This is a genomic window from Mesorhizobium sp. GW821-FHT04C10 (assembly GCF_059420305.1).
The window spans coordinates 2494804-2509322 of sequence record NZ_JBWKTL010000001.1; the positions used below are offsets into that span (position 1 = coordinate 2494804).

Here is a 14519-nt window from a genome sequence, read left to right on the forward strand (position 1 = left end):
CGTTACACCTTGGGAAACCGGATCGTTGCCTCAAAACCATCCTGCCGGCCGGATGCTGGCGAGTTCAGGACCAGCGTCGCATCGATCTGTTGCAGGATCTTGTTGACGATCGCCAATCCGAGACCTGACCCCTCGGCACGAGTCGCGCCGCGTTCGAACCGTTTGATCAAGCTCTCCGGGGCCGGAACCACCAGACCTTGGTTGATCACACTGAGCCGGGCGTCCTCGTCGATGCGCACGACAACTTCGCCGCCTTCGGCGCCATGCCGCAAGGCATTCTCGATGAGGTTGCGCAGGACGATGGCCAGCGCATCGGTGTCGATCGCGGCGTATGCCTTGGCCTTCGGCGTTTCAAGGCGAAGGCGGCCCTTGTTCTGGCCGCGCTGCTCGAAGTCTTCGACCACCAGTGCCGCGACCTCGGCAAGATCGGCTGGCTTGCCGGCGACCGCCACTCCGGCATCGGCGCGCGCCAGTTGCATCAGCTTTTCCGACAGGTCGGCGAGGTCGGACAGGGCCCGCTTGATCTGGCGTGGGCGTTTTCGCGAGGCCTCGTCGGGAGCTTCGGCAATCAGGCGCTCCGTCTGGGCCAGCGCGCCGGCGATCGGCGTGCGCAATTCATGCGCGGCATTGGCGGTGAATTCTTTTTCGGCGTCGAGTGCCATGTCGAGGCGCCGCATCAGGCTGTTGACCGACTTGGCAATGGCGGCAAGTTCGGAGGGCAGCTCCTCGGCGTGGATGGGCGCCAGATTGTCGCCGTGGCGGGCGCTGATCTCCCCGCGCAGTGTGGCGATTGGCCTGAGCGAGCGCGCCACGGTCAGCCAAGCGACGATTGCACTCAACGGGATGAGGATGATCATCGGCACCAGGAACCCGGTCGCGGCTTCGAATGTTTCCTCGTTGCGCCGCGTGTCGAGTTCGGCGACCTGAACAAAGACCGTGCCGCTGACCGCGGGCTCGGTGTAGATGCGCCAGCCGGCTTCTTCCGAGAACCCTTGCGCCAACCGGGCGGTCAGCGGCTGGGTTGGCGCACCATAGGAATGCATCAGGATGCGGCCGGCGCCATCGCGGACCTGGTAGACCATGCGGCCGCCGTCATCATCCGGAACGGCCTCTGCCAGCCCGCGCGGTGATTGCGACGTGTCGCGCCCGAAGAGATCGTCGATGACGAGCGGCAGCAGGCGGCGGGCTGCTTCCTGCATCGAGCTGTCCATGGCTTCGTTGATCTCCCGATGCAGGGTGATGCTTCCGGTGGCCGCGGCAATCAGGCCAAGGGCCACCGTAACCAGGATCAGCGAGGCAACGACGCGACCGGCAAGGCTGTTGAGGACCCTCATGGCGATGCCAGGCGGTAGCCCAGCCCCCTTACGGTCGTGATCGTCTGGCGCCCGATCTTCTTGCGCAGGCGGCTGACATAGACTTCGACGGTGTTGCTTTCGATCTCCGCGCCGAAGGCATAGAGCGCGTCCTCGATCTGGTTCTTGCCGACCGTCATGCCGGGCCGGCGCAGGAACTGCTCCAGCACCGCCCATTCGCGGGACGTCAGCATGGCCTCCACGCCGTCGACGACAACGCGGCGTGAAGCCTGATCGATCTCGACCGGCCCGAGCCGGAGCAAAGGGTTCGGGTTTCCCGCGTAGCGGCGCGCAACCGCTGCCAGGCGTGCGGATAGCTCGCCCAGATCGAACGGCTTGACCAGATAGTCGTCCGCCCCGGAATTCAGCCCCTCTATGCGGTCCGAGAGCTGGTCGCGCGCGGTCAGGATGATGACCGGCGTATCGGTGCCCCCGCGGCGCAGTGTCTTCAGGAATTCGAGGCCTTTGCCGTCGGGGAGATGGAGGTCGAGCAGGATGAGTTCATAGGAGACGACATGCAGGTGCTCGTTGGCCTCGCCCAGCGTGATGCTCCAGTCCACGGCATGGCCATCGGCGGCAACGTGATCGCGCACCGCCTCGCCCAGCACGGGGTCGTCTTCGATCAGCAGGACGCGCACCTTACCTCCGTGTTCACGGCAACACGCCGCCTTCATGCTGCACAAGGCTGACAGGAAGCTGAACGAAAGCCAATCGCCGCTTTTGCACGAGGCGAGGGGCGTTCAGGTGGCTGTCAGGTTCCACAGCCAAGTTCCGCGACATCGGAATTGGCCGATGGAGAAAACAAGATGAAGACCTTGATCCTGACCGCGCTGGTGATGGCTGTTGCCGGGCCAGCCTTCGCCGCGGACAAATGCGATGTGCCGACCGATCAGTGGCAGCCGCGCGAGGCGCTGCAGAAGAAGCTTGAAAGCGAGGGTTGGAAGGTTCGCAGCATCAAGACGGAGAATGGCTGCTATGAAGCCAAGGCGCTCGACGCCAACGGCAAGAAGCTGGAAGGCGTGTTCAATCCCAAGACGCTCGAGTCGGTCGGCGCCGATTCCGACGACGGTTGATCGCCATGAACGCCACCGTTTCGACACGAGAACAATTGGTCAAGGTCTGGAGCCCTTACGTCCGCCTCTTTCACTGGTCGCTGGTCCTGTGCGTCGCGGTGGCGTGGCTGTCCTCCGGCGAGATCATGAAGGTGCATGAGCTGGCGGGCTACAGCGCGGGCGTTCTGATAGCCTCGCGCTTGATCGCCGGGTTGGCGGGATCGGGATACACGCGCTTCCGTCAGTTCGTTCGCGGGCCGCGCGCGGTGAGCGCTTATCTCGCCGACGTGGCGCAGGGTGATGAGAGGCGCTATCTAGGCCACAATCCTGCCGGCGGCGCCATGGTGCTGGCCCTTCTGGCTTGCGTGGCAGGGATCGCGCTGACCGGCTGGATGCAGACCACCGATGCCTGGTGGGGCGTGGCCTGGGTCGAGGGCACGCACAAGATCCTGGGCAATGGCATCCTGGTGCTGATCGGGCTTCATGTCGGCGGCGTGCTGCTGGCCAGCCTGCGTCACCACGAGAATCTGGTTCGCGCCATGGTCACTGGCCGCAAGCGTGCGCCATCGCCGGAAGACGTTGCCTGATCGCGGCGGTTGGAAATGCAAAGGCGCCGTATCGATACGGCGCCTTCGCCGTTCAGGATGAAAGGACGTGCGCCACGCGCGTGTCCTGATCGGCCCGCCTGGAAAACTCCCGCCGGTATTGAGCCGGCGATGTCCTCAGCCTTGCAGCGAAATGCTGGCGCAGCGATGTGGCGCTGCCGAAGCCGGCCTCGAAGGCCACGATATCCATCGATTTCTCCGTGGCTTCCAGCAACCGTTGCGCCAGTTCGATACGCTGGCTGGTCAGCCAATCGCCAAAACTGGTGCCGATCGATTTCTGGAAGCGGCGGGTGAAGGTGCGCCGGGTGAGGCCGGCCAATTCGGCGACGCTGTCGAGGCTGTGTGTTTCGCCGAGCGTCGTGCGCACCGCGTCAAGCGCCTGGGTGAAGCGGTCGGCATTCGCGCTTCTTGCCACGGGGCGTTCGATGAACTGTGCCTGCCCGCCCTGACGGTGCGGTGAGAGCACGACGTGCCGGGCGAGCCGCAGTGCCGCCTCGGCGCCATAGCGGGCGCGCACGATATGCAGGCAGCAGTCCAGCCCGGCCGCGACCCCGGCGGAGGTGACGATGTCCCCGTCATCGACATAGAGCACATCGGCATCGACTGAAATGTCGGGGTGCAGGGCCTGCAACTGGTCCGTATAGGCCCAATGCGTGGTCGCCTTGCGGCCCGACAGCAGGCCGGCCGCGGCGATGGCAAAGGTGCCGAGGCACAGGCCGACGATCAGCGCCCCGCGCCGGTGCGCGCGGCCGAGTGCTTCGTTGATCGGCCTGGCCAGCGGGGCTTCGAGATCCTTCCAGCTCGGAATGATGACGATGTCGGCGTCATCGAGCGCGGAGAGCCCATGCGGGACAAGGATGCTCAGCCCGGCATCCGTCTCGATCATGCCTGCCTCGGCCCCGCAGACGCGGAAGTCGAAACGCGGCAGGCCGAGCCTCGTGCGGTCGGCGCCGAACACCAGGCAAGGCACGGAGAGATGGAACGGGCTGATGCCGTCGAAGGCAAGCACTGCAATGATCGGGGCGGTCATGGGCGTTTCCAGTATGGAAGTTGAATTGTCCCAATTCTTTCGAATGATGTCAATCGGGCCACTTTTGGCTGCTCGTCGACCGGTCTATTTTCGGCCCATCGCATTCAAGCCCGAAGGAAAACACCATGTCTGACAGAGCCAACACCACACCGCGCCGCGCACTCGTCGTCGTGGATGTCCAGAACGATTACGATGGCGGCAACCTGGCCATCCAGCATCCGCCGTTCCGCGACAGCGTTGTCAATGTGGCGCGCGCCATGGACGCCGCGGCCGCCGCCGGCATCAAGGTGGTTGTTATCAAGCAGATGGCGCCCGAGACGTCACCGATCTTCGCCAAGGGCAGCCATGGCGGCGAACTGCATCCGGAGATCGCCAGGCGCGGCCGCGACCACTATGTCGAGAAGATGCTGCCCTCGGCCTTCACCGGTACCGACCTCGAGGACTGGCTGCGCGCCAATGCCATCGATACGATCACGGTCGTTGGCTACATGACGCATAATTGCGACCTGTCGACCATTATCCATGCCGTGCATATGGGGTTTGCCGTCGAGTTCCTGTCCGACGCGACCGGCTCGGTTCCCTATGCCAACAGCGCCGGCTACGCCTCGGCGGAGGAGATCCACCGCGTGGTCACGATCATCCTGCAGTCTCGCTTCGCCGCGGTGCTGAAGACCGCCGAATGGGCCGAGTGCCTGAAGACCGGTGCCCTCCCGGAACGCGATACGATCTACGCCTCCAATCAGCGGGCGCTGGCGCGCAACGCCGCGTAGGAATATCCGCAAACACAAAGGGCGCCGCATCGCTGCGGCGCCCTTTGCCATTTGGAATTGAAGGATTTTAGAACAGGCCTTCGATCTGGCCGGCCTCGTTGAGGAATATCTTTTCCGAGGACGGCGCCTTGGGCAGGCCGGGCATGGTCATGACCTCGCCGCAGATGATGACGACGAAGCCCGCACCCGCCGAAAGCCTGACCTCGCGGACCGGCACGGTGTGGCCGGTCGGCGCGCCGCGCAGGTTCGGGTCGGTCGAGAACGAGTACTGGGTCTTGGCCATGCAGACCGGCAGATTGCCGTAGCCGGCCTGCTCCCAGGCGTGCAACTGGTCGCGCACCGACTTGTCGGCGATCGCCTCCGAGCCGCGATAGATGCGCTGGACGATGGTGTTGATTTTCTCGAACAGCGGCATGGCGTCGGGATAGAGCGGCGCGAACTGCGAGGCGCCGGATTCGGCCAGCGCCACCACCTTGTTGGCGAGGTCCTCGATGCCGGCCGAGCCGTGGGCCCAATGCTTGCACAGGATGGCTTCCTCGCCCATCGAGGCGACATAGTCCTTCATCGCCTGGATTTCGGCGTCGGTGTCGGAATAGAAGTGGTTGATGGCAACCACCGCCGGCACGCCGAACTGCCTGATATTCTCGATGTGGCGGCCAAGATTGGCGCAGCCCTTCTTCACCGCCTCGATGTTTTCCTTGCCGAGGTCTTCCTTCTTGACGCCGCCATTCATCTTCATGGCGCGCACGGTGGCGACGATGACGGCGGCCGCCGGCTTGAGGCCCGCCTTGCGGCACTTGATGTCGAAGAATTTCTCAGCACCGAGGTCGGCGCCGAAACCGGCTTCTGTGACGACATAGTCGGCGAGCTTCAGCGCCGTCGTGGTGGCGACGACCGAGTTGCAGCCATGGGCGATGTTGGCGAACGGGCCGCCATGGACGAACGCCGGGTTGTTCTCCAGCGTCTGCACCAGATTGGGCTGCATGGCGTCCTTGAGAAGCACGGCCATGGCGCCGTCGGCCTTGAGGTCGCGGGCATAGACCGGTGACTTGTCGCGGCGATAGGCGACGATGATGTCGCCGAGACGCTTTTCCAGATCCTTCAGGTCGGTGGCGAGGCACAGGATCGCCATGACTTCGGAAGCGACGGTGATGTCGAAGCCGGCCTCGCGCGGGAAACCGTTGGCAACGCCGCCGAGCGAGCAGATGATTTCGCGCAGCGCCCGGTCGTTCATGTCCATGACGCGGCGCCACACCACGCGGCGGGTGTCGATGCCGAGCTCATTGCCCCAGTAGATGTGGTTGTCGATCAGCGCCGAAAGCAGATTGTGCGCCGTTGTGATGGCATGGAAGTCGCCGGTGAAATGGAGGTTCATGTCCTCCATCGGCACGACCTGTGCGTAGCCGCCGCCGGCGGCACCGCCCTTGACGCCGAAATTCGGGCCAAGCGAGGCCTCGCGAATGCAGACGATCGCCTTCTTGCCGATGCGGTTGAGGCCGTCGCCGAGGCCGACCGTGGTGGTGGTCTTGCCTTCGCCGGCCGGGGTCGGGTTGATGGCGGTGACCAGGATCAGCTTGCCGTCCTTGTTGCCCTTCACCGACTTTATGAACTCGGCCGATATCTTGGCCTTGTCATGGCCATAGGGCAGCAGATGCTCGGTCGGGATGCCGATCTTCTGGCCGATCTCCTGGATCTGCTTTTTCTTGGCGGCGCGCGCGATCTCGATGTCGGACTTCACTTCGGCCATGACGGCTTTCCTCTGGATTGGACGGTGGAGGGGACGGGGTTGATCTCTATCGCACGCAGGTTGGAACCGGGAGCGCGGGCATGTTCTAACCCTGTCGCTGCCGTGGCGTCAACTTTCATGCAACTATGTTTCCTATAGAGAAAATTCCTCTGCGGTCGGCCGACCTGCTCTCGGTTCTTTCTGGCTCCGCTTGCCGCGCCGTATAGAAGCCAGAGCAGGGGCGCTTCCGCCGTCTCAAAACAGCCGCACAATGCACGGAATGCGACAGAAGCGACGGCGCAAATTCGCCATCGCCAGACTAAAGCGCTGCGCGCTTCAGCCTTTTGTCTTGCGCATGCCGTTCTCCCAAAACCGGGACCACTTTTGGGCGACATGCATTGCGGCTGGCGAACGCTACTGCGTCAGCACGTTGCTGATTTCGACCATGTTGGAGCGCACGCGCAGGATGTAGAAGCCCATCGTCGTCAGATGCGTCGGCAGCAGCCAGCCATCCTCGCGGCCATTGGCGATGATGAAGGGCTGGATGCGCAGGGCCGAGACGAATTGCGCGTCCATCGTGTCCCACAGGCTCTGCAGGTGCTTTTCCTTGAGGACGTCCTCGAAATCGGCCTGGGCGCCCTTCATCAGCCCGTAATAGGCATAGAGCTGGCCGTAGGCGAACCAGTAGCGGTCGTCGGCGCGGGTGTCGAACCAGCCATTGTTGTGGTTCTCGGCGCGCTCCTTCAGGATGGCGGAAGTCGAGCCGATATCCGATGCGATGCGGTCGATATACTGCTTCAGATTGTCGGCGCGGGCATCGAAAGTGGCCTGGCAAGTGGCCAGCCGAGCGTTGAACGAGCGCAGCTTGCGCACGGCGTCACGATAATAGCTCGGCGTCGGCGTCTTCGGACCGAACGGGCTCACGCCGAAATACCAGGTGTATTCGTCGAACTGCAGATTGCCGCGCGCGTCCTGCAGGTCGGCATCGATCTGCGAGGTCGTGCGCACGCGGCCGAGATTGTCGGCAAGCTCGGTCGCCGTGCGCCGCACCGCCTGATTGATGCCACGCTGGAACGAGGCCTTGTTGTCCATCCAGGGCGTGTTGTCCCAGTCGATGCCGAACAGGCCAAGCTTGTAGAGGATCATCGACGAGATCCAGGCATTCTGGTTGACGTTGAAGTCGGTCAGGTCCGCGGCCACCTGGGCAATGCCCGAATTTCCGCAAGTCTTGGCCGTGTCGGTGCCGGTGCCCGCGGTCACCTGCTCACCGGCGGAAACGTTGCGCTTCTCGAAAGTGTAGGTGTCCGGATAGTTGGGGTTGAAATTGTTCCACCACTGGGTGGCGTAGAAGAAGTTGGCGTAGAGGCCGATCAAGACCAGCAGCGCCAGGCCGACCACCGCCTTGAGGATCCAGCCGCGTTGCGTATACCAGCGTCCGGCCCACATGAAAGGCCACAGGATGACGCCGATCAAAAGGCCGATGCCGCGGCCGATCCATTGGAAAATCCGGGTGAAGAAATTGACGATCGGATCGAGCATGGCTGTGTCACCCCCCAGCATGATGCCAAAAAGTTGCAGACTTTTTGGATAACATCATGCGCCAAAACAATAAGTCAGAACGAAATGACGGGTTCATCTCGGTCTAGTCAGTCAGGCCGTAGAGGCGTGTGCGAAACGCCACCTTGTCCTTCAAATATGTGGTTTTCAGAACGTCCACAACATGCGATCGCCAGGCGTCGCTGAAGCCGTCATAGTCCTTGTAGAAGCCCTGCTTGTTGAAAATGTAGCGCGAGACGAAGTCGGTCGGCACGAAATCCGAGATCAGCCGGTTGGTCAGCCAGGCGTCGGGATGATCCGGCTTGGCGCGGATCACCAGGAAGCGCTGCTGCGGGAACACATCCTCGATCTTGAGATGGCCAAGCTGGGCGATTTCGCGCTTGGCGGCGTTTAGGAAGGGAAAGTTGCCGTCCCTGGTGATCAGATCGGCGTGGCTCTGGATCCAGGTCTGCAGCCAGACCTTGTCGACATCGGTCAAATTGCGGTTCGGCTCGGCGTCGCGGATCAGTGCACGCACCACCATCTCTGCCCGATGCTCGAGATAGCCCGACGCCTCGATCCAGGAGGCGCGCGGCAGTTCGATGCGGCCGGTGCTGGCCAGGAACTTGAACACCTTGTCGGCGTCCTTGATCGAGAGATAGCTCACCTGCCACGGCCGCGAGCGGCGGAAGCCGGGGGCGGCAGGATCGCTGATCACCGTCGTCATGTCGGGATCGACGAACACATAGAGCCCGCCGAAATGGCTGGTCCAGTAGGCATTGTGGCGGAAGATCACCTGGTCGGGCACCAGCGCGTTCTCGCGGATATCGCCGCAAACCTTCGCCAGGTCCACCATGCGCGTCAGCATGGCATTGTCGCGCCAGGCGTCCGGCTCCTGCTTCAGCCGGTCGACCAGCTTGCCGAGTTCGGCGGCCTTGCCCAGCACATCCTCCGCCGACAGCACCTTGAACTCGACCTGGTTGATAGACAGCAAGTCCTCGATGTCGTTGACCTTGGGAACGGAGTCCTCGATCTCGCCGTAGATGACGTCCTTGATGGTCAGCGCGTCGATGGCGCGCTGGTTCTTGGACATGAACTCGAACATCAGCTGCGAGGTGTTGGAGAAGGCGGTGTGCACCACCGGCAGTTCGATCTGCGACGGCGTCAGGATGATGAAGCGGCGATTGACCTCGTTGGGGTCGAGATAATCGTAGTCGCCGCATTCCTCGGCCACTTCGGGCGAGAACCCGGTGCGGTCGATCTGGAAACTCTTGAGCTTGGTCGGCTTGAGGCCGAAGGCGGCAAGCGCCTTGTTGTAGCGCTGGATGAGATGCGGCTCGTCGACGGTGAGCAGCCGGCCGTAGATCAGCTCGTTGTCGCGAAGGAGGTCGGGTTTTTTGGCGGGGGTCATTGCGTACCTTTAGGCATTCCAACTGCCCTTCTTCTTCATCTCCTCCATCTCGCGTGCCGCCCTCTCGCGCAGGCGGGCGTCGCGCAGCAGCTTCTCCACGGCTGCGTCGTCGGACTTGTCGGAATAGCGGAACTCCGAGTCGGCGTAGCGGTTGATCTCCTGCATGACCATGTCCATCGAGAACGGACCGCGCAGTTCCTCGATCATCGCCTTCTTCTCGTCGTAGCCCTTGTGCATGAAGGCTTCAGGCTTTTCGAACCAGTCGTCGGGTAGCTCGATGTCCATGGCGCGCATCTTGATGGCGTCGGTGACGTTCTTGATGGCGCGGCCGGTGAAACGGGGCTCGGCATCCTTGATCAGGTGCAGGTAGGTGCCGATGTCTGCCATCGTCTTGGGCGCGCCATTTTCCTCCATATAGCGCTCATAGACCTTCATCAGCCCGTCTTCCTGCGGCTTCTCGTGCTCCTCATAAGCCTCGGTAACGGCGCGCTGGATCTCCTGCGCGGCGTAGAGTTCGTGGTCGCCGAGCGGTATCTTGTGGTTCTTGCCGGCGAGCAGCACGAAGATGTCGATATAGTCGTCGCGGGTCTGGGGTCCGTCGACCAGCCAGCGGGCGCCGGCGCGCTGGCGCAGCGCATCATCGACGTTTTCGGGATAGTTGGAGAACATGCCGAACGAGCAGTTGCCGCGCACAACTGTAGCCGCGCCGGCGAAGGCGTCCATCAGGACGCCGGTGATCTCCTGCTGGCCGGCCGAGGCGCGGTCGTCGGAGCGGCGCGCCGCCACCTGGTCGATGTCGTCGATGGTGCCGAAGCCGATGACGCGCGGGTTCAAGACATTGTTGATGAACTGCCGGCAGTTCTGGCCTGACTTGCCCTGGTAGGACGAAATCTGGTCGACGCCGAAATTCTCATAGGCGAAGGGATAGCCGGCGACCTGGCAGTAGCCGTTGACGAGGCCGGCGATCATCTGGATCAGCGTCGTCTTGCCGGTGCCGGGCGCGCCGTCGCCGATGAAGGTGAAGAGGAAGCCGCCGAGCTCGACGAACGGGTTCAGCTCGCGCTCGAAATCATAGGCCATCAGCATCTTGGCGAGCTTGACCGACTGGTATTTGGCGATGTGGTTGCCGACGACCTCTTCGGGCTTCTTGAAGGTCATGACCAGCGGCTTGGAGCGCTTGCCGGGCGCGACGTCGAAACCGTCGAGGGTGAAGTCGTCGGCGTCGATGCGGATATGGGCGTTCTCGAACGGGCCGATGCCGTCGAAGCGGCTTTTGCGCGCCAGCAACCTATCGATGGCGACGCGGGCGAAGGCGCGTGTCCGCGTCACCAGGTCGGCATCGTCCTTCGAGCCCGCTATCGCCTTGTCGAGGCCGGCCAGGATCGACTTCACCGCATCCTGCGGCGTGTCGAAGAGAAAATCCGGCTCGGGGATGTCGTTGGGCGCCTCGCCGTCGCTATCGATAAGCTGGAACAGATAGGAGGCGAGGCTGAAGGCCGAGATGTAGGCCGAGGCCGAAAGGAGTTTCTTGAAGGCCGACGCCTCGTCGCCCTCGAGCGGGGCGCGGGTGTTTTTCGCCTGCAGGCTTTCGAGGTCCGAGCCTTCGGCGAAAACATCCGATACGGCGAGCGCGATCGCCGTGCCGCGCCGGGCGCGAAACAGAAGCGTGTGCTGCGGGATGGTCAGCAACTGGTCGTCGGGATGGACGGCGCCGACGGTCTTCGACAGTTCGACCTCGCGCGTGCGGCGCACCGAGCCGACCGAGACGGTGGAGACGAAGCGCCGATTGGTGCCGGCCAATGCCGTGCCGAATTCGCGCGAGGGATCCTCCAGCACGACGATGCGGGTGATGAAGCTCTGCGCGGTGGCGCGGTGCTTCTCGATCGCCGCTTCCGGGATGGTGGTCAGGCCGGTGTCCATGAAGGATGCTCCGTGGTGTTACGGTCAGACGTCTGAGATGACCTGTCCGTTGGACAGGATGTGGACCTTGTAGCCGCCGAAGATCTTCTGTGCCTCGCCGGCGGCGTAGAGCGCCTGGTAGGCCTCGTGCGGGATCAGCGCATGGTTCTCGTAACTCGACACGCCCTGGCGCGCGGCTTCCAGGTCGTCGGTGTTGATGAAGAATTCCTGCGTCGTCTTCTCGCTGGAAAACAGCCCTTTGCGGCCGGGCTTCTCACCCTTGGAATAGACCTCCTGGATGGTCCAGGTCAGCAGCCAGGCGTTTTCCGGCTTGCGCACCTTGGCCAGCACTTCCGTCACCGTCGAATTGTTGTCGGTAATCCCCGCGGAATAGAAGGGGCCGAGCACGACACGGCGCAACTGCTTGGGGTGCAGGGGCTCGAAATCCTTGTCGAGATTGACCGCGATCGTCGCCGGCGACAGCGTGTAGGCGGAATTCTTCTCGGTGAAATCGTCGAAACGGTGCGCAAGCTCGGGATTGAGCAGGCCGTCGACCGGCAACGGGATGTCGACCTTTTCGTTGAGCTTGCCGTCCCGGTCGACGAGCTGGCGGATCATGCTTTCAGAAGAATCCTCCACCGTCACCATGTAGACCAGCGGCAGGTTGGCGCTGCCGTCGAAGGTGGCCCAATGGACGAGATAATAGGGCCGTGCCGTCTTCGGATTGACCGAGACCTTGGCGGTCTGCGCCAGCGTGAAGGGACCGAAGGTCTGTTCGCTCTTGACGTCCTCGAGGTAGAGCCGCTCGGCCATCGACTTCTGCAACGCTTCGGGGAATTCCTTGTGGCGCAGGATGAAGTCGGCCATTTCCTCGCGCAGCTCGCCGGCCAGCGGGATGTTGGCAAGGCGTGCATCAGCCTGCCGGCGGTCGTTCTCCAGTTCGAGCAGGTTCTGGAACACCGGGAAACCGCTTTCGGCGCGCGAAATGCGGAACGTGTCCATGAAGCCCAGCCGGTTGCGCCAGCAGGAGAAGGATTTGTCGAGCCGGGCGATATATTCGGCGACGATCTTGGCGACGATGCCGTGCCGGTAGAGCGGCGAGCGGTCGTCGCGCATGAACACTTCAAGGCCGCTGAGCGCGGCCGTTATTGCCGAGAAATACCGCGCCGCCGCGTCGTTTTCGGGGGTCATGCTGTCAGCCCTGGGATTGTCGCACCGGTGCGCGCGGCAATTATGACTGCACGTAATTGGCCGAATTGTGCTTCTTCAGCACTTCATCGAAGCGGCGGGCAAAGGCGTCGTCGGCCAGCTTCTTGCGGCGCTGGATATCGGCGCTGGCGACCATGTTCTTCTCATGCATCTCGAGCAGGTCGCCAATGTGCTTCTGCGAGGCGGCACCGATGCCGGCCATGGTTTCTTCCGCCGTGTTGTCGACCTGGCTGCCCAGCGTGTTGATCTTGTGGGCGACGTCCTGCTGGGCCGCCGTCTTCAGCGAATCTTCCAGCGCCTTGTAGAGCACGATGCGCTGCTCGGTATCGATGGTCAGCTTGTTGATCAGCGTCGACTGCGCGGCGATCTGGTTGTTGAGCGAATCGACGAAGGTCTGGAACATCGAGGTGTAGCGCTCCAGCGTCTGGCTCTCCGCCAGCAGTTCCTGCTCCTTGGCCTGCTTCTCGTTGTATTCGGTGGCGAGCACCGAGCGCTCGCCCTCGAGCTGCGTGCGGTCCTTCTGATTGGTCGAGGCGGAGATCTTGTTTTCGATGTCGAGCAGCATCGGGTTGAGCTCCTCGATGCGCTTCTGCACGGCTTCGAGGTTGGACATGGTGGTCTTGCGGCGCTCGATGACCTGCGCCAGGCTGGCCTCGGAGGTTTTGTAGCGCTGGTCGAGGACCTCTTTCTGCGCCTTCAGGATACCGACGATGGTGTCGGACTTGGCCAGCAATTCCTGCAGATTGCCGGCCAGCGACATGTTGCGGACGCGGTCGGTGCGCAGGCGCTGCTTGCGCTGCGCGGAAAAGATGCCGACGAAATTTTCCCAACCGGAATAGTTCTTCATGCTCTCGAACTCGGCGCCGAAGACGTTGGTGGCATCCTCGAGGCCGATGATCAGGTCGGCGATGTTGCCTTCCATCACCTTCTGCTGCTTCAGCACGTCCTCGATGCGGGCGTTCTCGATGTCGAAATTGGCATCGCCGATCTTCTTGTCGGCGGTGGCGAGTGTATCGAGCACGGTGCCGGACTGCTCGATCTTGGTTCGCATATCCTGGACGACCTGCTTGGTCTTGGCAATTTCGGCGTCGAAATTCTGCAATGTCGCCATAGGGGTCTCCCGCTTCGGCTTCCGGTCGCTGGTTGCGAACAGCGGCGAATATATGTGGGGCTTCCGGGGATTGAAAGACGTGAAGACAAGGGTCGCATGAAAACAAAAGAATCCGCCAAGGCCTTGAAAGACAATGCAGGTGGGGTCATGGCGTGATTAGCCGGTCTGCCGGGGCTGGTTCAACTGTCATTGAACTTTCATGCGGGCAAAACAGTCAGCCCCCGCCGGCGCGGAAATGCTGAATTCGACAGGGAATTTAACCGGTTGCAGGCAAACAGATTGACGCGGCCGCAGCCGCACCGGCGCGCATTCAGGGCTTCGGATCGGCCTTCAGATAGGCAATGACATTGGCGATGTCGTCGTCGTTGGTCAGGCCGCCAAAAGCCATTTTGTTGCCGGGAACCTTGAGCTTGGGAGCCTTGAGATATTCGGCAAGATTTGCCTCGTCCCAGACGAGACCGGCAGCGCCCGCGCTCTTCATCGCTTCGGAATAATGGCCAAGGAAGCTCTCGGCTGTACCGGCGGTGCGGCCGACCACACCCATGAGATGCGGGCCGACCTTGTCGCGGTCGCTGGCCGCTTCATGGCAGGCGATGCACCGGTTGAAGACGTGCTTGCCCTGCGCGGGGTCGCCGCCGGCGTGGGCGGCAATGGAGCTGGCAAGCAGAAGAAGACTGGCTGTGGAAACGGCTCGAAGCATGGCTGACCCCGAAGAGCTTGGCTGACGGCCTTATAGGACCGAGGCCTTAACAAACGCTGCATCGTGGCGGGTTGGCAAGGCGGACCTCTGGCCGATCTCCTGCAACCGAACGATGACC

The 14519-nt window shown here is 62.7% G+C and carries 13 protein-coding genes; 3 read left to right on the forward strand and 10 right to left on the reverse strand.

Going from position 1 to position 14519, the window contains the following annotated elements:
- Nucleotides 1-2: 2 nt before the first annotated feature.
- Together AC07UC_RS11980 and AC07UC_RS11985 are read right to left on the reverse strand one after the other, a co-directional pair.
- A complete protein-coding gene (locus AC07UC_RS11980) occupies nt 3-1334 on the reverse strand; it encodes an ATP-binding protein (protein WP_494905861.1) in 1332 nt (443 codons plus the stop codon).
- Nucleotides 1331-1990, reverse strand: a complete 660-nt coding sequence (locus tag AC07UC_RS11985; protein ID WP_494905863.1) for a response regulator — start codon at nt 1988-1990, stop codon at nt 1331-1333. Before AC07UC_RS11985 ends, AC07UC_RS11980 begins: the two co-directional genes overlap by 4 nt.
- Nucleotides 1991-2158: 168 nt before the next feature.
- On the opposite strand from AC07UC_RS11985, the gene AC07UC_RS11990 reads away from it, so the two are divergent.
- Both AC07UC_RS11990 and AC07UC_RS11995 read left to right on the forward strand, forming a co-directional pair.
- On the forward strand, nt 2159-2425 hold the full coding sequence (locus tag AC07UC_RS11990; protein WP_140771512.1) for a PepSY domain-containing protein: 267 nt from the start codon (nt 2159-2161) through the stop codon (nt 2423-2425).
- A gap of 5 nt (nt 2426-2430) precedes the next feature.
- Nucleotides 2431-2991 (forward strand): cytochrome b/b6 domain-containing protein, encoded by a 561-nt coding sequence (locus AC07UC_RS11995; protein ID WP_140771510.1) that lies wholly within the window; start codon nt 2431-2433, stop codon nt 2989-2991.
- 52 nt (nt 2992-3043) lie between these two features.
- On the opposite strand, the gene AC07UC_RS12000 is transcribed toward AC07UC_RS11995, so the two are convergent.
- Entirely contained in the window at nt 3044-4039 is a 996-nt protein-coding gene (locus tag AC07UC_RS12000; protein ID WP_140771508.1) for a GlxA family transcriptional regulator, read from the reverse strand.
- A gap of 125 nt (nt 4040-4164) precedes the next feature.
- On the opposite strand from AC07UC_RS12000, the gene AC07UC_RS12005 reads away from it, so the two are divergent.
- The gene (locus AC07UC_RS12005) at nt 4165-4809 is read left to right on the forward strand and encodes a cysteine hydrolase family protein (RefSeq protein WP_202326101.1); all 645 of its coding nucleotides are present in this window, start codon (nt 4165-4167) and stop codon (nt 4807-4809) included.
- 67 nt (nt 4810-4876) lie between these two features.
- On the opposite strand, the gene AC07UC_RS12010 is transcribed toward AC07UC_RS12005, so the two are convergent.
- From AC07UC_RS12010 to AC07UC_RS12040, 7 genes are all read right to left on the reverse strand, one after another.
- Nucleotides 4877-6556, reverse strand: a complete 1680-nt coding sequence (locus tag AC07UC_RS12010) for a formate--tetrahydrofolate ligase (RefSeq protein WP_140771504.1) — start codon at nt 6554-6556, stop codon at nt 4877-4879.
- 393 nt (nt 6557-6949) lie between these two features.
- Nucleotides 6950-8074 carry a DUF2333 family protein gene (locus tag AC07UC_RS12015; RefSeq protein WP_140771502.1) on the reverse strand — a complete coding sequence of 375 codons (1125 nt, stop codon included), beginning with the start codon at nt 8072-8074 and terminating at the stop codon, nt 6950-6952.
- A 103-nt stretch (nt 8075-8177) separates the two neighbouring features.
- Nucleotides 8178-9482, reverse strand: a complete 1305-nt coding sequence (locus tag AC07UC_RS12020) for a DUF6638 family protein (protein ID WP_494905867.1) — start codon at nt 9480-9482, stop codon at nt 8178-8180.
- 9 nt (nt 9483-9491) lie between these two features.
- Nucleotides 9492-11402, reverse strand: a complete 1911-nt coding sequence (locus AC07UC_RS12025) for an AAA family ATPase (protein ID WP_494905869.1) — start codon at nt 11400-11402, stop codon at nt 9492-9494.
- A gap of 24 nt (nt 11403-11426) precedes the next feature.
- Nucleotides 11427-12572: a hypothetical protein gene (locus tag AC07UC_RS12030; RefSeq protein WP_172348911.1), complete on the reverse strand. Its 1146-nt coding sequence runs from the start codon at nt 12570-12572 to the stop codon at nt 11427-11429.
- Between the two features lie 40 nt (nt 12573-12612).
- Entirely contained in the window at nt 12613-13701 is a 1089-nt protein-coding gene (locus tag AC07UC_RS12035; RefSeq protein ID WP_494905871.1) for a hypothetical protein, read from the reverse strand.
- Between the two features lie 310 nt (nt 13702-14011).
- A complete protein-coding gene (locus AC07UC_RS12040) occupies nt 14012-14401 on the reverse strand; it encodes a c-type cytochrome (protein WP_140771493.1) in 390 nt (129 codons plus the stop codon).
- Nucleotides 14402-14519 lie beyond the last annotated feature (118 nt).